Source organism: Exiguobacterium sp. s57 (genome assembly GCF_018617685.1).
In the GTDB taxonomy this organism is placed as follows: Bacteria; Bacillota; Bacilli; order Exiguobacteriales; family Exiguobacteriaceae; genus Exiguobacterium; species Exiguobacterium marinum.
This window is the reverse complement of sequence record NZ_JACSKR010000001.1, coordinates 265,214-281,295: the sequence shown is the minus strand read 5'-3', so window position 1 is coordinate 281,295 and position 16,082 is coordinate 265,214. Positions and strand designations below refer to the sequence as shown.

Genomic DNA, 16,082 nt, shown 5'->3' with positions numbered 1-16,082 from the left:
CGACCGGGAATTGTTTTATTGTGCCGCCTGTTCAGCGACAGGTTCTTCTTGTTGAATGACCGCCATGCGTTCAATCGTATATCCTGTGAAGGCATACAAAATCGAAATGACCGGTACGATGAAGTTTAAGACGGCGTATGGCGCATATTCGAACGCTCCGACACCGAGCGTCCCAAGTATGAATACCCCGCACGTGTTCCACGGAATAAATACCGACGTCAATGTTCCACCGTCCTCGAGTGCACGAGATAAATTCTTCGATTGAAGTCCCATTTTCTCATAAGCCCCGGCAAACATGCGTGACGGGACGACGATGGAGATGTACTGCTCGGAACACGTCGCATTCGTCGCAATCCCCGCTAGAATCGTTGAAGCAATCAACGATCCTGCCGTTTTCGCCAACTTCAAGATTTGGTTCATAATGGATTGTAACATTCCCGAATATTCTAAAATCCCACCGAACGTCATCGCGACGATGGTCATCGAGACCGTGTACATCATCGCATCAAGACCACCTCGGCTGAAGAGGTTATCGACCAGCTCATTTCCAGTATCAATGACATAGCCACTTTGTAGAGCGCCTACGCTGTCAGCAAGCGTTCCGCCTTGGATGAACACTTGAGCCAAGAAACCGAGTGCAATCCCGACGACGAGTGCCGGAATCGCCGGCACCTTCTTTGCAACGAGCAAAATGACGGCGAGTGGGACGATGAGTAACCATGGTGAGATGACAAAACTGTCCTCTAAAATCGTTAGTGTCTGCGTGATTTCGGACGAGTCTGTCGTCGAATCCGCAAATCGTCTACCGAGCCATGCGTAGACCCCGAGCGCAATGATGAGTCCTGGAATCGTCGTATATAACATGTGCCGGATATGTACGAATAAATTGGTTTTAGTCAACCCTGCCGCCAAGTTTGTCGTGTCTGACAAAGGTGACATCTTATCCCCGAAATAAGCACCCGAGATGACGGCCCCCGCAACCATCGGCGCTGGTATCCCCATACTCAGCCCGATGCCCATCCCCGCTACCCCGATCGTTCCCATCGTCGACCATGAGCTCCCGATCGAAAGTGCGACGACCGCACAGATGAGGCAAATCGTTAACAAAAAGTATGCCGGTGAGATGATCTTCAGTCCGAAATAAATCATCGTTGCGACAATCCCTCCACCAATCCATGCTCCAATCGTCAACCCGACGAGAATGATGATGACGACTGCCGGCAAGGCGAGACGAATTCCTTTATACATCATCTCTTCAATCTCTTTCCACTTAAACCCGTGACGCCAGGCGACGATCGAGGCGACTGCCGTCCCAACGATGAGCGGGATATGTGGTCCTTGACCGAGTTGGACGATCGAGATGAGCATGACGACAATCATCACACTGAGTGGCAACAGTGCCCATCCTAGTTTCATGTCTTTTTTGTTCCCCATTGTTTCCATCTAGCTTCCTCCCCTTATAGCGAAAATTCAGAATTGTCGTTATATTGTCGCTAATAACGTTATGATAGCGCTTACAATGGACTGATGCAATAAAAAAATGAGTGGACAGACATCTGTCTATCCCACTCATCCTGATTTATGTCGCTGCAATCCGGAGTGCATCCGCGAGCAGGAGTGCCCCGTCTTCCAAGGCGTCACGGTCAAACGTCATATGAGGATGATGAAGACCTGGACCTAAATCAGCCCCGATTCCAATCATCGTCGCATCCAGCGTCGGTTTCTCAACGGTATAAAAATGAAAATCATCACTACCTGACGTGACAATCCGTTCGACGAGAGCCGACTCACCGAAGCGTTTCTCAATCGCTCGCTTGACGATTTGGCTAGATTCTTCCCCGACAACAGCTCCCGGTGTGAAGTCTTGCCACTCCCATTCCAGTTTCACGTGATGAAGTTGAGCGACATGGTGAAGCATGTCCTCGACACGATTTCGCAAAGCGAGCAATTCTTTATTTCGTTGAGCACGGACATCAATCGAGAACGTCGCATTTCCCGGAATGATGTTCATGTTGTCACTCCCGGCGTGTACTTTCGTCAACTTGACGGAGTGGGGCTCAAAAGGCGACAAGTAAATGCTTTTTAACATGTGTTGAATCGTAAAGATGACATCGAGTGCGTTCTGCCCTTGATGCGGTCTCGCACCATGAGCATCATCTCCAAGCACTTCTCCCTTCAGGAAGAAGGCAGCCCCATGTTGAATCGCTGCCGCGTATTGTCCCTTTTTCAACTCTTCTTGTGGACGCAAATGGATCCCGAGCAGTTGTGTCACATCTTCAAGCGCGCCCCGTTCAATCATGGCGAGTGAACCGTTTCCTTGCTCTTCGGCAGGTTGGAAGATGAAACGGATTCGCTTTTGTAACGCTTCGTCTTTCAACTGTTCGAGCGCACCGAGTACCATGCTGATGTTCGCATCATGTCCACACGAATGATTAGCACGAAACGTTCCGTCCACTTGTTGCCATAACGCATCGATATCGGCTCGGACCGCAATCACGTCTTCTCCTGATCCAATCTCTGCGATTACGCCGGTCACATCCTCAAACGTCCGATGCGGAATCGACCAGTCTGATAAGATCGATGCGATTGTTCGAGTCGTCTCGACTTCTTTCCAACTGATTTCTGGATGTGCATGAAAATGTTCAAACCACTTGAGTACGCTTGTCATATGTATCTCCACACCTTTAAATTTTTTTGACGCCTTTGATGAGGACCCACTGTAAAGGCAGTCGACTCCATGTGATCCATTTCGGGATGACTTTCCCGCCGATTCTAGATGGCTTCACGGCCATATTGATATTTGCCGGGAAGACGGCGATAAAAAATGCCGGCAACATCCGTTTTACGAACGACGTCCCCTTGTTCAGTAAGAGCATCGCTCCGAATGTGACTTCAACGACTCCGCTCAGTTGCACCATCAGTCGACGGAACGGCCAAGACTTCGGAATAATCGACATGAACGCCTTCTCTCTGACAAAATGTAACATCCCTGCCCCGAAGAGTAACACCCCATATAAATTTCGTACCATATCTCATCCTCCTTTTGTATAAGCATAGCAAAAAAGGCGGGCATATTGCCCACCTTTTACAATGTAGAACCGTTCGCGTTTTGAATCTCGACTTGAACAGTCTCTGTTTTTCCGTCACGGACGTATTCGATATCGACCGTTCCATCCGTGTCTCGAATCAATTCACTACGGAGATCGATGAACGAGCTGACTTCTTTGTCATTGATTTTCACAATGACGTCACGCGCTTTAAGACCCGCTTTCGCAGCTGAACTATTTTGTTGCACTTCCACGATGATCGTTCCCGCCGTCACCGATTCAGGCAAGTTGATTTGTTCCGTCAAGTAACCTGGAGGGAACTCTGATACGTCACGAAGCGAGACGCCGAGTGAAGGATGATTCACTTCTCCCGTCTGTTCAATTTGATTGATGAGCGGAAGCGCGATGTCGACCGGGATGGAGAATCCGACTCCTTCGACTTCTGCCGTCGCAATTTTCATCGAGTTGATTCCGACGAGTTGTCCTTCTTCGTTGATTAACGCACCACCTGAGTTACCTGGGTTGATGGCCGCATCCGTTTGAATGACCTCGGCGTTGAAATCGGCCTGTCCGTTCTCATCCGTATCGACCGGTACGAGACGTGACGTCGAGGAGACGACACCGCGCGTCACGGAGTTTTCGAATTGTCCGAGCGGATTCCCGATGGCGATGACCGTTTGACCCGGTTTTAACTCGCTCGATTTGCCGATTGAGATGACGGCCGGTACTTTGTCAGCGTCTACTTTCAATACGGCCAAGTCATACGTCGCGTCACTTCCCATGAGTGTCGCTTCCGCTGTTGTGCCATCATTAAACGTGACCGTCAGCTTGTCCGCTCCATTGACGACGTGGTGGTTCGTCGCGATATATGCCGAGTCACCTTCTTTTTTATAGATGACGCCCGACCCGACTCCAGCCTCGACGGCCTCACTTGAGAATCCGGTTTGGGCGAAGTTGTTCACGGTCACGACGGCAGGTTGAGCGGTCGCGACGGCATTCGTGACCGAAGAATCGGATACGTTCGATGACGTCTGGACCGGAGTCCCTTGCGAGGTCACGTTCGTGTCACTGACACTCGTTGCAGGTTGGTCGATAAACGGGTAAGCAATTGCGCCCGTCAGCAATGCCCCGATGACCCCGCCCACAAGTCCTGGGAACATGCGGCTGACGAATGACGGTTTTGTTTGTGTTCGTACCATTGTCTCTTCTCGGTTGGATGAACCGAGTTCTGTATCTAACCAATCTTTTTGTTGTTCTGATTCATGTAATTGATCGCGTTCATTTGATTGATCGTGACGATCCATAATGATTCATCTCCTCTGTGTTATCTTCTACCCTTACTATAACGAAGAGGAACACTCATTTATAAAATGATAAATGAATTACAAGATTCTTCACATTTTGCGTCATTTCATTCAGACAATCACATTTCTTAACGTACCGAGACCTTCAATCGCCACTTCGACGGTGTCTCCCGTTTGAAGATACGTCGGTGGCATCATCCCATGCCCGACCCCGGCAGGCGTACCCGTCGCGATGATGTCACCCGCTTCGAGCGTCATGCCTTTCGACAATGTACGAATGAGCTCGTCAATCGGACGAATCATATCGGCTGTCGTCCCGTTTTGACGCGTCTCCCCGTTAACACTTGTTTTGATTTGGAGAGGGAACTGGAGCTCGTCCGGTGTCACGATGAATGGTCCCATCGGACAAAACGTATCGAACGACTTACCACGGAAGAATTGGACATGTTCTTTTTGTACGTCCCGTGCCGTCACGTCATTTAAAATCGTATATCCGAATATGTGTTCCTCGACCGCTTCGATGTCTCGTCCCGACTTTCCGATGATGACGGCGAGCTCACCCTCATAGTCGAGTTTATCCGTCAATTCCGGATGACGCTCAATGACAGCCTCCGGACCGACGACCGAGGTCGGCGCTTTCGTGAAGATGACGAGTTTCCCTGCTCCCGCTGTATCCATCTCTTTCACATGTTCTTCGTAGTTCTTGCCGATACAAATCACGTTTTTTAGCGGACGGTACGGGGCGAGCAATTTCACCTCCGTCACTCGGTATGAGGGCGCCACGTCCAAATCGATATCCGGTTCGAATTCACGCGCGATCACTTCTAATAAATTTGTCGTATGTACTTGATTGCTGACATCGTAGACGAAATCACCCTCGACAATTCCCACTCGTTGTTCTTCCTGCATCTCAAAACTACACCATTTCATCAATACTCCCCCTTTTTCATCATTATACAAAAAATCGAGACATCTCTGCCTCGATTACACTTTATTCAAAAAGATGATCCGTTGATTACTCGATCCCCGAAAGCGGAGTTCCATGTCTCGTAGCGACTGCTCGTAACGACCGTCGACGAGCACATCGGCGTAGTCTAACACGGTTTGAACCGCTTCGTCGTGCATCGCTTCCAACTGTTCAAGCGTATAACCCGTATACACCCACACATTTTTACCGAGCGACTTACATGCCATGACGAGTTCCGCTAGCGCTGACGATTGAAGAAACGGTTCGCCTCCAGAAATGGTCACCCCGTCCCAACCACTGAGCTTGACGCGTTGAACAAGTTCCTCCACTTCGACTTCCTCACCACCGGCTGGATTCCAGGAAGACGGATTGTGACAACCTTTACAGTGATGCGGACAGCCTGCAGTAAAGATGACCGTCCGAATCCCCGGTCCATCGACCACAGACTCTTCAACGACGGATAGAATGCGCATCATGTTTCACCCTCGCTCGTTCTTCTTCTCGCTTTGCCGTGTTCCAGCGATCCATCGTCCCGACTAAATAACCGGTGATGCGGCGGATTCGTTCAATGTTTGTATCCTCGCCACAAGTCGGACAGGCCGCATCAATCAATCCTTCTAACCCGCAATTCCCGCAGCGGTCGACCGGATGATTGATGGAACCATAGCCGATGTCATGCTGACGCATCAAGCGGACAATCGATTCTACCGCTTCCGCATTGTGGGCGAGGGAACCATCGACCTCGACATAAGAAATATGTCCCGCGTCACACAATGCGTGATACGGTGCCTCAATCCGAATTTTCTCACGAATCGATACAGACTGATAGACCGGCACGTGGAATGAATTTGTATAAAAGGCACGATTGGTGACACCTTCAATCATCCCAAACGCTTCCTGGTCTCGCGTTACAAATTTACCTGACAATCCTTCTGCCGGTGTCGCGAGCAACGAAAAGTTCAAGTCGTACGTTTCGGCTGCCACACGCATGCGATTGGCCAAGTGCGTGACGATGTCGAGACCGAGTCGTTCCGCCTCACGCGACTCGGCATGTGTACCTCCCGTCAACACCTTCAACGTTTCAGCGAGTCCGATGAAACCGAGTGAAAGCGTTCCTTGTTTCAATACGTCTCGGACTTCATCATGAATATGTAACAGCTCACTTCCACGCCAGACACCTTGTGTGTAGAGGAATCGGAATTCTTCAGCGCGACGCGTACATTGATATTCGAAACGCTCGATCAACTGTTCGATCCCGATGTCGACATATTGGTTGAGAATGCGGTAAAAATCCGAGATCGACTCCGAGACAAGTGCCATCTTCACTAAGTTGAGTGTGGAAAAGGAAAGATTGCCACGACCGATCGACGTCTCTTCTCCGTGCCGGTTTCCCATGACCCGAGTGCGGCAACCCATATACGCCACTTCAGATGCATGCGTCCCATCGTAGTATGACGCGTTGAACGGGGCATCGATGAAAGAAAAGTTCGGGAAAAGCCGTTTGCCCGTGACGCGACACGCTTCACGGAAAAGATCGACGTTCGGATCGTCCTCGTGGAAGTTGATGCCTTCCTTCACTTTAAAGATTTGAATAGGAAAAATCGGGGTCTCTGCATTCCCTAACCCACGTTCCGTGGCACGAAGTAGCTCTCGAATGAGGATGCGTCCCCACTTTGATGTGTCCGTTCCATAATTGATCGAAACGAAAGGCACTTGCCCGCCACCTCGTGAGTGCATCGAGTTCGCATTGTGAATAAACGCCTCACACGCCTGATACGTCGCAGAGATCGTTTCTTCTTCCGCGAGTGTCTCCAATTGCGCATCGTCCCAGTCAACAGGCAATGATTGGAGTCGGCTCAGTTGACGCTCATATGTCTTCTCGACATACGGTGCCAAATCGACGTCAAACATCGGGAACGCCTGCCCCCCGTGTTGCATATTTTGATTCGCTTGAAGGATGATCGATGCGAGTGCCATGGCGGAGCGAATGTCCTTTGGTGACCTGATTGTTCCATGCCCCGTATGGAATCCATCTTTTAATAATTGACCGAGTGGAATTTGACAACATGTCGTCGAGCCTGTGATGTAATAGTCGGCGTCGTGCACGTATAAATAGTTATCAGTGACGGCCTGTTTTGGTCGCTCCGACATCAAATACGTCTGCGATAGTTCTTTCGACACTTCCGAAGAGAGTCGTGCTAGTTTCCCGAGCGGGGATTTACCGTCCACGTTCGCATTCTCTTGTACTAAGTCTTGGTCTGGTAAGATGCAGACGTCCTCATACAACTGCAGTAATTTCAAAACCCATCACCTCACTATATATGGATTCAAAACAATCTTAATCGTTTTATTAATCCTATATATAGATTATGGCACGTATTTTTCTCGATGGTCACGAGTCGATATTGTGACAGTTTATTTGTGGCATACGATAAAAAAGAGCCTCGTCTTCGGTAAGACAAGGCTCTACGCTGCATGTGACAAACATCATTTATTTAACAGCTTTTACAACTTTTAATTCGACTTCTTCCTCTAATTCTTGTGCTTCACGGAGACCCTTCGAGTTGAGCCACGTATAGATGGCTCCCATGAAGAGCGCTCCACCGATAATGTTACCGAACGTCGCAGGAATTAAGTTGTGAATCGCACCTGCCATGCTGATCGTCTCAGGATGTGGGACGACGAGCGTTAAGGCGAACAAGACGAAGTTGGCAATGACGTGGTCGAATCCTGAAGCGAAGAAGACCGCGACAAGGAAGATCATCGAGAAGATTTGAGCGAACTCATTTTTCATTTGTTTCGGTAAGAAAATAGCGAGACAGACCATCCAGTTACAGAAGATAGCGCGGAAGAAAATTTCGACCGTCGTATGATGCATTTTCCCCTCAACAACGGAGAACAACCAGTTGTTCATGCCAAGTTCTTGGATGACGCCAGTCGGTGCTAGTAATAATGCGAAAAGGATGCCCCCGAGTGCGTTTCCGACGAAGCAGAGCAACCAGACGAGCATCGTATCACTGAGCGTCGTATAACCGCGAAGTGTCGACGTTGTGAAATACATCGTATTTCCCGTGAACAATTCCGCTCCCCCATAGATGATCATGACGAGCGCGATCCCGAACGAGAAGCCCCCGATGAGTGTCGTGAACGGAGATTCCGCTAAATACATACCGTTAACGACTTTCAACGTAAAGATTGAAGCAAAGCCGATGAAGATCCCGGCTAACATTGCCCGTAAAAAGTATTCCATTGGACGATAATGAATCATTTGCGAGGAAGCCTGTGCTTTTTTCCGTAATGATTCGAGTGCATGGATTTCCATTGATGCCATGTCACAAACCCTTCTTTCTGAATAATTAAATAGGAAAGTATCAGTTCTAATATGTGAAATCATTAACAATATAAACTGTACAGTCTCTGTTGGCAATCACTTCTAGAAGGAATTGACAGAGTGTTCACATCGTAATCGTTTACATATGGCGGATTTGTGACAAATAAAAAATCTCCCGTTTTTAGGGAGAATGACTATCCAAATCTCTTTAAATCATAGTGGAAATTTCATCAGTGATATTCCGTTCCGATTCAATTTTTTTGAAATGAATCTCAGCGGTAACAGGAGACAATAAGAGATGACAAACAAAGATTTCCTGTCCCTCTAACTCGTTACTATCGATGCTAATACCTTCCATGAAGTAAGCACGTTGTAGCCTTGTCAATTTTTTAATCAGCACAATTCGATCATTGCATACATGTATCGGCATTATACGTTAGAACTTGTATAAATTGCTGCCATCACAATTCATTTTCGTTTAAATAATCAATATCAAATTTATGAGGTATATATTTTGTTAGTTCTTCAATAGTCTCATATTTTTTTTCATTAGAAAATAAAATAAATCCAAGACCATCTCCATCTACTTTAATAAAAGAAGTTGGTATGCTCATATCAATTAAAGGTACAAATTGAGTTCTAGAGAACAGCCACTTACCATATTTTTTAAAAGTGAAGTTCAATTCATCTTTAAAGATAATGTTATAAAACCCATTTTGAGCAGGTATCAAGTACGTTTCGTTAATCAAAAACCTTACATCTTTTTCGTTTTCTATTATTGCATTGCAGTAATAAAAAGAATTCTCATCCTCAGAGTAATCGTTCATAGAATAATTTATTTTCCTTGAATCCATCTTTTTAACAATCTCATTATCCTGACTTATATCTTTAGATAAAATGAATGTTATAACTATTGGATATACATTTTGGTAAATCAAAAAATCAATTAAAATTTCTTGGTTATCATTAATTGTTAAATCATCATAACTAGCAATCTCATAAACCTTTTTAATTTCATCTAAAATAAAATAATTATCTAAATTATCTTCAATCTGCTTATGTAGATGCTTCCTTTCAATAATTGTAAGCTCTTGCATAGTGATCACCTTCCGATACTAAAAATGAAGAGAGGTTTCTTAATAATTACGTTATCAGTTATAGACAAGATTAGCGAAACAATACTGAAAAAAGAGGAGCATCGCCCCCATCTCGGGACGATGCTCCTCTCAATTGAGTCGTGTCATTATTACAGACACAGACGCAACTTTTATTCTTTATCCTCAGTCGATTCTTCTGTTTCTTCAGAAGATGCTTCTGAAGCTTCCCCTTCAGTTGAAGCTTCTTCCGTCTCTTCTTCCTCAGAAGCAACCGGCTCATTCACTGATGCGATATGCATGTCTGACTCTGAGACAATCGTGTACGATTTATCTTTCGGAAGGTCTGCTACCGTCACCGAGTCACCGATTTCGAGGTCAGTTACATCGAGTTCGATCCGTTCAGGGATGTTGGCAGGTGTCGCTGCGACCGTCACTTTGTAGAGCGACTGGGCGAGGTATCCGCCTTCTTTGACGCCTTTCGCGTCACCAACAAGGACGATATCCGCTTCGACTTCTGTCTCTTCATCCATCTTCACAGCCATGAACTCGACGTGTTGATAGAAGTTTGTGAACGGGTTCGTTTCCGATCCGTGCACGAGCGTGTTGATTTTGTTTCCATCGTAATGGAGCTCAATCAAGGCATTGTCACCATGGTCTCGAAGAATTTTACGAAGGTCCATCTCGTCAAACACGATTGGCGTACTGTCTACTTTATAGCCGTAGACGACACCTAACGCTTTTCCTTCGTTACGCAACTTCGTGCGTAGTGAGCGTGGGCGTAATTCTCGTTTTGATACTTGAAGTTTGTTCGTCATTTTCTTTTCCTCCTACATGGATATACATTTCATGTCGACATCTTGAGGGTGAGGCAGTGAAAAAGCCACCTCTCAACCTCGATGCGTTGCGTGACATGTGTATAGTTTTCCCATGTGGACTGTTGAATAAACGTTACAGCGTATTAAAAAGAAGTAACAAGACGATTACATGACGCGTTTAAACAACTTCTCAAGCTCGTACGTGCTCCACTTCACGAGAATCGGTCGACCGTGAGGACATGTGAAAGGAGACGTTGTTCGGCTTAAATCATCAATCAATTGTCGCATCATCTCCATATTGAGTGGATGATTCGCTTTGATCGATCGTTTACACGCCATGAGGATTGATGCTTCCTCGCGGTATTTCGCGATGTCAATCGACCGCTGTTGAATCGCCATCTCTACTAAATCACGAATCGTACCTTCTAAGTCATGTTGCGGATACCATGTCGGAATCTCACGGACAAGGAACGTGTTACCCCCAAACGGCTCTAACGTAATGCCGGCATCCGCTAGGAGCGGGAGCACTTCTTCAATAGCAAGCGTTTCTTCTTGCGTGAACTCTAACGTTAAGGGGATCAATAGAAGCTGATACTCTTTTTCCGGACGTCCTAACTGCTCATAAAACAACTCATACTTGATGCGTTCCTGGGCAGCATGTTGGTCCATCACGTACATTCCGTCTTCCGCTCCACAGATGATATAACTCGAATGCAGTTGCCCGATGACGTCTAACGCCGGAAGACGTTCGGACTGACGAACGGGTTCCTCGACCTGTTCTGCCTGAAGCATCTCTGGCTCCGGCTCATGAACGAGCGGAGCCGGATTCCACTGGGAAGGAGATGTGAGCGACTCTTTTCGCTCCCGAGGAATTGGATAGTTCCACTCGACGGTGTCTGCTTGTTTAGGTTGCGGCTCCATCGAAAAGTCGAGTTTCGACTGTTCAGACGGTGTCTCTCGTTTTGGCTTTAATTCTTGTTTCACAGACGGAATGAGACGTTGCTCACGGAGCGTCAATTGAACGGTCTCTATGATGAGCTGGCATAGTTCTTTTTCTTTTGACAACCGCACTTCACGTTTCGTCGGATGGACGTTCACGTCAATCAACATCGGGTCCATCTTCACCTCGAGCACAGCAATCGGATAGCGACCGATCGGTAAGAGCGTATGGTAGCCCTCAAGCACACTTTGTGTCAGGGCAAAGTTCTTGATGCTTCGCCCATTTAGAATGAGAGTCACGTATTGTTTGTTCGAACGGGTCACTTCTGGGCGCACGAGATGTGCGCTCAGCGTATAGTCATTCGTCTTACTCGATGCCGTCACGATTTGTGCGGCGACTTGACGACCATAGATGGCGAGCATGACTTGTTTCAAGTCGCCATTCCCGTTCGTTCGTAGCAACTCTTTCTCTTCATGGAAGACCGTGAAGCGAATCTCTGGATGAGACAGTGCCAAACGGTTCAACGTATCGGTAATGCTCGCAAGCTCTGTTGCTGACGTTTTCAAATATTTCAGACGGGCCGGTGTGTTGAAGAAGAGCTGGCTGACCGCGATTTCGGTCCCGACGTTCGTCGCCGCCGGATTTGTCGCTTGGACGACACCGCCTTCGAGCGTCATCTCAAAGCCGTCCTCATCTGCTCGCTTTGACTTCAACGACACGTGACTGACCGACGCGATCGAGGCGAGTGCCTCACCGCGGAAGCCGAGCGTCCGAATCCGGAACAGATCATGCTCGTCCCGAATCTTACTCGTCGCATGTCGCAAGAAGGCTCGCGCCGCGTCTTCTTCATGGAACCCATGCCCGTTGTCACGGACTTTGATCAAACGGATGCCCGCCTCTTGTAAGTCGACGTCAACTTTCGTCGCTCCCGCATCAATCGCATTTTCGACTAGTTCTTTGACGACGGAAGCAGGTCGTTCGACGACCTCCCCGGCTGCGATTCGGTTCGCGAGCTGTTCCGGTAACTCTCGAATGATTCCCATCGACTCACCCTTTCTTTGCGGTCTGTTGCAGTTCGTAAAGTGCCTGCATCGCTTCGATTGGATTCATTGCCAACAAATCGAGTTTAAGCAGTTGCTCCCGTACGGCGTCATTCGACTCGAACAGCGACAACTGGCTGACTTCTTCCACTGAAGGTGGGGCAGGTTGCTCGTTCAAACTCGGTTTCGTTGCTTCCGACTCGAGTTCTGACAGAATCGTCCGGGCCCGGTCAATCAATGAATCCGGAAGTTCAGCCAATTCCGCCACATGAATCCCGTATGATTTGTCGGCACGTCCTGGGTGTACCTCATGGAGGAAGACGACTCGTCCATCTCGCTCAATCGCCCGGACATGAACATTCTCAAGTGTCGGAATCGAATCTTCGAGCACCGTCAATTCATGATAGTGCGTCGAGAACAGTGTCTTCGCGCCGATAGACGAGGCGATATATTCAACGATTGCCTGTGCGAGCGCCATTCCGTCATACGTCGACGTCCCGCGACCAATCTCATCTAATAGAATCAGACTATGCTTCGTCGCTTCGGTGACCGCTTGTCGCGTCTCGGTCATCTCGACCATGAACGTCGACTGTCCGCTCACTAAATCGTCCGCTGCACCGATCCGTGTGAAGATACGGTCAAAGAGCGGGAGTTCCGCTGCTTCTGCCGGGACGAATGAACCGATTTGATGAAGGATTGCAATCAAGGCAAATTGACGCATATACGTCGATTTACCGGACATGTTCGGTCCGGTGATGAGTAACATTTGACGCGAGTCGTCAAGCGTCAAGTCATTGGCGACATACGCACCTCGTGGCAAGACCGTCTCAATGACAGGATGTCGTCCGCGTTCGATTTGTACATGCGTCGCTGTAACCGGACGCACATACTCCCGTTTCTCGGCCACGACGGCAAGGGCGAGGAGAACATCCAACTCGCTGAGTGAACGTGCCAATTGTTGAAGATCCTTCGTGTACGTTTTCACTTCTTCGCGGAGCGCGACAAACAAGTCATATTCAAGCGTACAGCTCTTCTCTTCCGCTCCCAAGATGAGCGCTTCCTTCTCTTTCAGCTCTGGTGTGATGTATCGTTCCGCATTCGTCAACGTCTGCTTCCGCTCATAACGCCCTTCTTCGAGCAACTTCGCATTCGCCTTCGTCACTTCCAAGTAGTAACCGAATACACGGTTATACCCGACTTTCAACGACTTGATGCCGGTCGCGATGCGTTCCTGTTGTTCGAGATTGGCGATCCACGATTTCCCGTTCGCTTTTGCCTCTAACAGTTCATTGAGCTCTTCAGAGTAACCGTGACGAATCATCCCACCTTCTTTCGTCGAGATCGGTGGTGAGTCGACAAGGGCAGCCCGGAGTTGTTCACTCAACGTCTCGAACGAGTCAAGATTCTGTTCGATTTGCTGTAAGCGATCGGCTTTAACCGTCTGTAAGAGTGACCGGACGGCAGGCATCCGCTCGAGCGTGTCACGTAGTTGGACGAGATCCCGCGCATTCGCCGTCCCGTACCCGACTTTTGCGACAAGGCGTTCGATATCATAAACTCGCTTCAGCTCTTCTTGTAGTTGATCACGCAACATGAAGTCGTCCACTAAGTTCTCGACGGCGTCCTGTCGCTCTTTGATGCCTTGCTCCGTATAAAGGGGCTGTTCGAGCCAACGTTTCAACAATCGACCGCCCATCGCCGTCGTCGTCTCATCAAGGAGTGCAAGGAGTGACCCTTTCCGTTCCCCTGAACGAGCCGAACGGAACAACTCAAGATTTCGGGCCGTATTGGCATCGAGTTGCATGTGTTGTTCAACTTCATAGGCGACAGCCGGTTGCAAGTGGTCGAGCGAACGTTTTTGTGTTTTCGTCAAATAGGCAAACAACAATTCAAATGCCGAGCGTTGCGCATCGTCTTTCGCACCTTGTGCGAGCGGACTATCCCGCTTGTCCACTTGAATCGAAAGAGGGATCCCGGTCTGTCGTAACAAATCAGACAGTCGCTCGTCCTCGACGATGACCTCATTCGGGAGCAATCCTTCGATTTCTCGCAAGACGGCCTCTTCTGACGAAAGCGTCGTCAACCATGATTCACCGGTCGTCACGTCACCTCGAGCAATTCCGAATCGGCCTGCGATATTTGAAATGGCGACGAGATAACGGTTCTCTTTCTCGCTAAGTGACGCCATATATGTACCAGGCGTAATCACTTGGATGACTTCCCGATTCACGAGCCCCTTCGTCGCTTTCGGGTCTTCCGTCTGTTCACAGATGGCGACGTTGAATCCTTTTTCAATCAGTTGTTCAATGTAGATTGCCGCCGAATGGTGTGGGACGCCACACATTGGAATTGGGTGTTCGGCCTGCTTCCCATTTTTAGAAGTGAGCGTGAGCTCTAACTCCTTTGCGACAATTTGCGCATCTTCAAAAAACAACTCGTAAAAGTCGCCGAGTCGATAGAATAAAAAGGCGTCCGGATAGTCTGCCTTGATGGAGAAATATTGTTTCATCATTGGTGTCTGATGGACTTCTTGCATGCTGATTCACCTCTAGAAAGTACAACAGCTGACCATCGGCCAGCTGTGTCGTTTTAGTATCCGCAACCGCCGCGTGCTTGTTCAGCCGCCATGCCGCTACCTGTCTTCCCTGCAAGGACGTCTCCGTCCGTCGATTCGATGATGCGATCCGTCACGGAGTTCGCGAGCGTGACCGTCACGTATTGAAGCAAATCGTTCACTTCGACTTGTGTTTCTTGGAATGCTTGAACGACCGGAATCGAGTCGAGTTCTTCCATCGCTTTATCAATCTTTTGCTCGACTTTCGCAAGTGCTTCCGTCTTGCCGTAGTGCTTACAGTTGACCGCTTCTTTTTGTAAGAACTTGATTCGTTTAATCAACGTCTGTACGCGGTCACTTCCGTTTACTTTCGCTTCCGCTTCCTTGAAACGTGCCACTTCTGGTGTTTGTGCTAATACGTCTGCCAATTCTCTTGCTTTTGCAATTACTTGTTGATCGGTCACCATTGTAAACCCCTTTATGTCTATGATGTAATCGTGCTCAATCGCACGTGAATGTTCTTTCTCATTCTAACATGAACGATTCGGAAACGGTACTAGCGGGATTCGAGGATTCACGCAACATATCGACATGTGGAATCCCGTCTTCTTCGTATACGTCACTCGTCCGTTTGAAGCCAAACGATGCATAAAACGGTTCAACGTACGTCTGGGCTTGAAGATACAGCGTCTCATGTCCGAAGTCCTCGATTGTTGCTTCCATCAACTTACGGGAATACCCTTTCCCTCGATGCGCCGCTTTCGTGACGACACGCCCGATGGCGACCGGAGACGCTTCCGTCAACACGCGAAGGGCTGAGACGATTTCTCCATCTTCTTCAATCCAATAATGAATGGCCTGTTCATCTTTCCCATCGATTTCTTGATACGGACAGTTTTGTTCGACCACAAATATCTCAGTCCGTAGCGCCAGTAAACGGTACAGTTCAATCGTTGTCAGTTCATGAAATGCTTTTCTCTTCATCCC

At 48.3% G+C, this 16,082-nt stretch carries 14 protein-coding genes; all 14 read right to left on the bottom strand.

The annotated features are described in order from the left end of the window. Nucleotides 1–15 precede the first annotated feature (15 nt). Nucleotides 16–1,443: a Na+/H+ antiporter NhaC gene (nhaC, locus tag KNO98_RS01465; protein ID WP_251129942.1), complete on the bottom strand. Its 1,428-nt coding sequence runs from the start codon at nt 1,441–1,443 to the stop codon at nt 16–18. Nucleotides 1,444–1,579: 136 nt separating this feature from the next. Continuing rightward, a complete protein-coding gene (locus KNO98_RS01460; protein ID WP_214698361.1) occupies nt 1,580–2,668 on the bottom strand; it encodes an amidohydrolase in 1,089 nt (362 codons plus the stop codon). A gap of 16 nt (nt 2,669–2,684) precedes the next feature. Beyond that, a complete protein-coding gene (locus KNO98_RS01455; RefSeq protein ID WP_214698360.1) occupies nt 2,685–3,029 on the bottom strand; it encodes a DoxX family protein in 345 nt (114 codons plus the stop codon). A 56-nt stretch (nt 3,030–3,085) separates the two neighbouring features. After that, a complete protein-coding gene (locus KNO98_RS01450) occupies nt 3,086–4,351 on the bottom strand; it encodes a S1C family serine protease (RefSeq protein ID WP_214698359.1) in 1,266 nt (421 codons plus the stop codon). A 111-nt stretch (nt 4,352–4,462) separates the two neighbouring features. After that, entirely contained in the window at nt 4,463–5,281 is an 819-nt protein-coding gene (locus KNO98_RS01445; protein ID WP_026826094.1) for a fumarylacetoacetate hydrolase family protein, read from the bottom strand. 54 nt (nt 5,282–5,335) lie between these two features. After that, entirely contained in the window at nt 5,336–5,791 is a 456-nt protein-coding gene (gene nrdG / locus KNO98_RS01440) for an anaerobic ribonucleoside-triphosphate reductase activating protein (RefSeq protein WP_214698357.1), read from the bottom strand. Beyond that, nucleotides 5,769–7,619 carry an anaerobic ribonucleoside triphosphate reductase gene (locus KNO98_RS01435; RefSeq protein ID WP_214698355.1) on the bottom strand — a complete coding sequence of 617 codons (1,851 nt, stop codon included), beginning with the start codon at nt 7,617–7,619 and terminating at the stop codon, nt 5,769–5,771. The genes nrdG and KNO98_RS01435 overlap by 23 nt, the downstream gene beginning before the upstream one ends. 190 nt (nt 7,620–7,809) lie before the next feature. After that, nucleotides 7,810–8,640, bottom strand: coding sequence for a formate/nitrite transporter family protein (locus tag KNO98_RS01430; RefSeq protein ID WP_370568602.1), 831 nt, complete (start codon nt 8,638–8,640; stop codon nt 7,810–7,812). A gap of 470 nt (nt 8,641–9,110) precedes the next feature. Continuing rightward, the gene (locus KNO98_RS01425) at nt 9,111–9,746 is read right to left on the bottom strand and encodes a hypothetical protein (protein WP_214698353.1); all 636 of its coding nucleotides are present in this window, start codon (nt 9,744–9,746) and stop codon (nt 9,111–9,113) included. 170 nt (nt 9,747–9,916) lie between these two features. Next, the gene (locus tag KNO98_RS01420) at nt 9,917–10,561 is read right to left on the bottom strand and encodes a 50S ribosomal protein L25/general stress protein Ctc (protein ID WP_214698351.1); all 645 of its coding nucleotides are present in this window, start codon (nt 10,559–10,561) and stop codon (nt 9,917–9,919) included. A gap of 165 nt (nt 10,562–10,726) precedes the next feature. Then, a complete protein-coding gene (gene mutL / locus KNO98_RS01415; RefSeq protein ID WP_214698349.1) occupies nt 10,727–12,544 on the bottom strand; it encodes a DNA mismatch repair endonuclease MutL in 1,818 nt (605 codons plus the stop codon). Between the two features lie 4 nt (nt 12,545–12,548). After that, on the bottom strand, nt 12,549–15,077 hold the full coding sequence (gene mutS / locus KNO98_RS01410; RefSeq protein WP_214698347.1) for a DNA mismatch repair protein MutS: 2,529 nt from the start codon (nt 15,075–15,077) through the stop codon (nt 12,549–12,551). Nucleotides 15,078–15,130: 53 nt separating this feature from the next. Further along, on the bottom strand, nt 15,131–15,562 hold the full coding sequence (locus KNO98_RS01405) for a YlbF/YmcA family competence regulator (RefSeq protein WP_012726155.1): 432 nt from the start codon (nt 15,560–15,562) through the stop codon (nt 15,131–15,133). Between the two features lie 58 nt (nt 15,563–15,620). After that, a complete protein-coding gene (locus tag KNO98_RS01400) occupies nt 15,621–16,079 on the bottom strand; it encodes a GNAT family N-acetyltransferase (RefSeq protein WP_214698345.1) in 459 nt (152 codons plus the stop codon). Between the last annotated feature and the right edge of the window lie 3 nt (nt 16,080–16,082).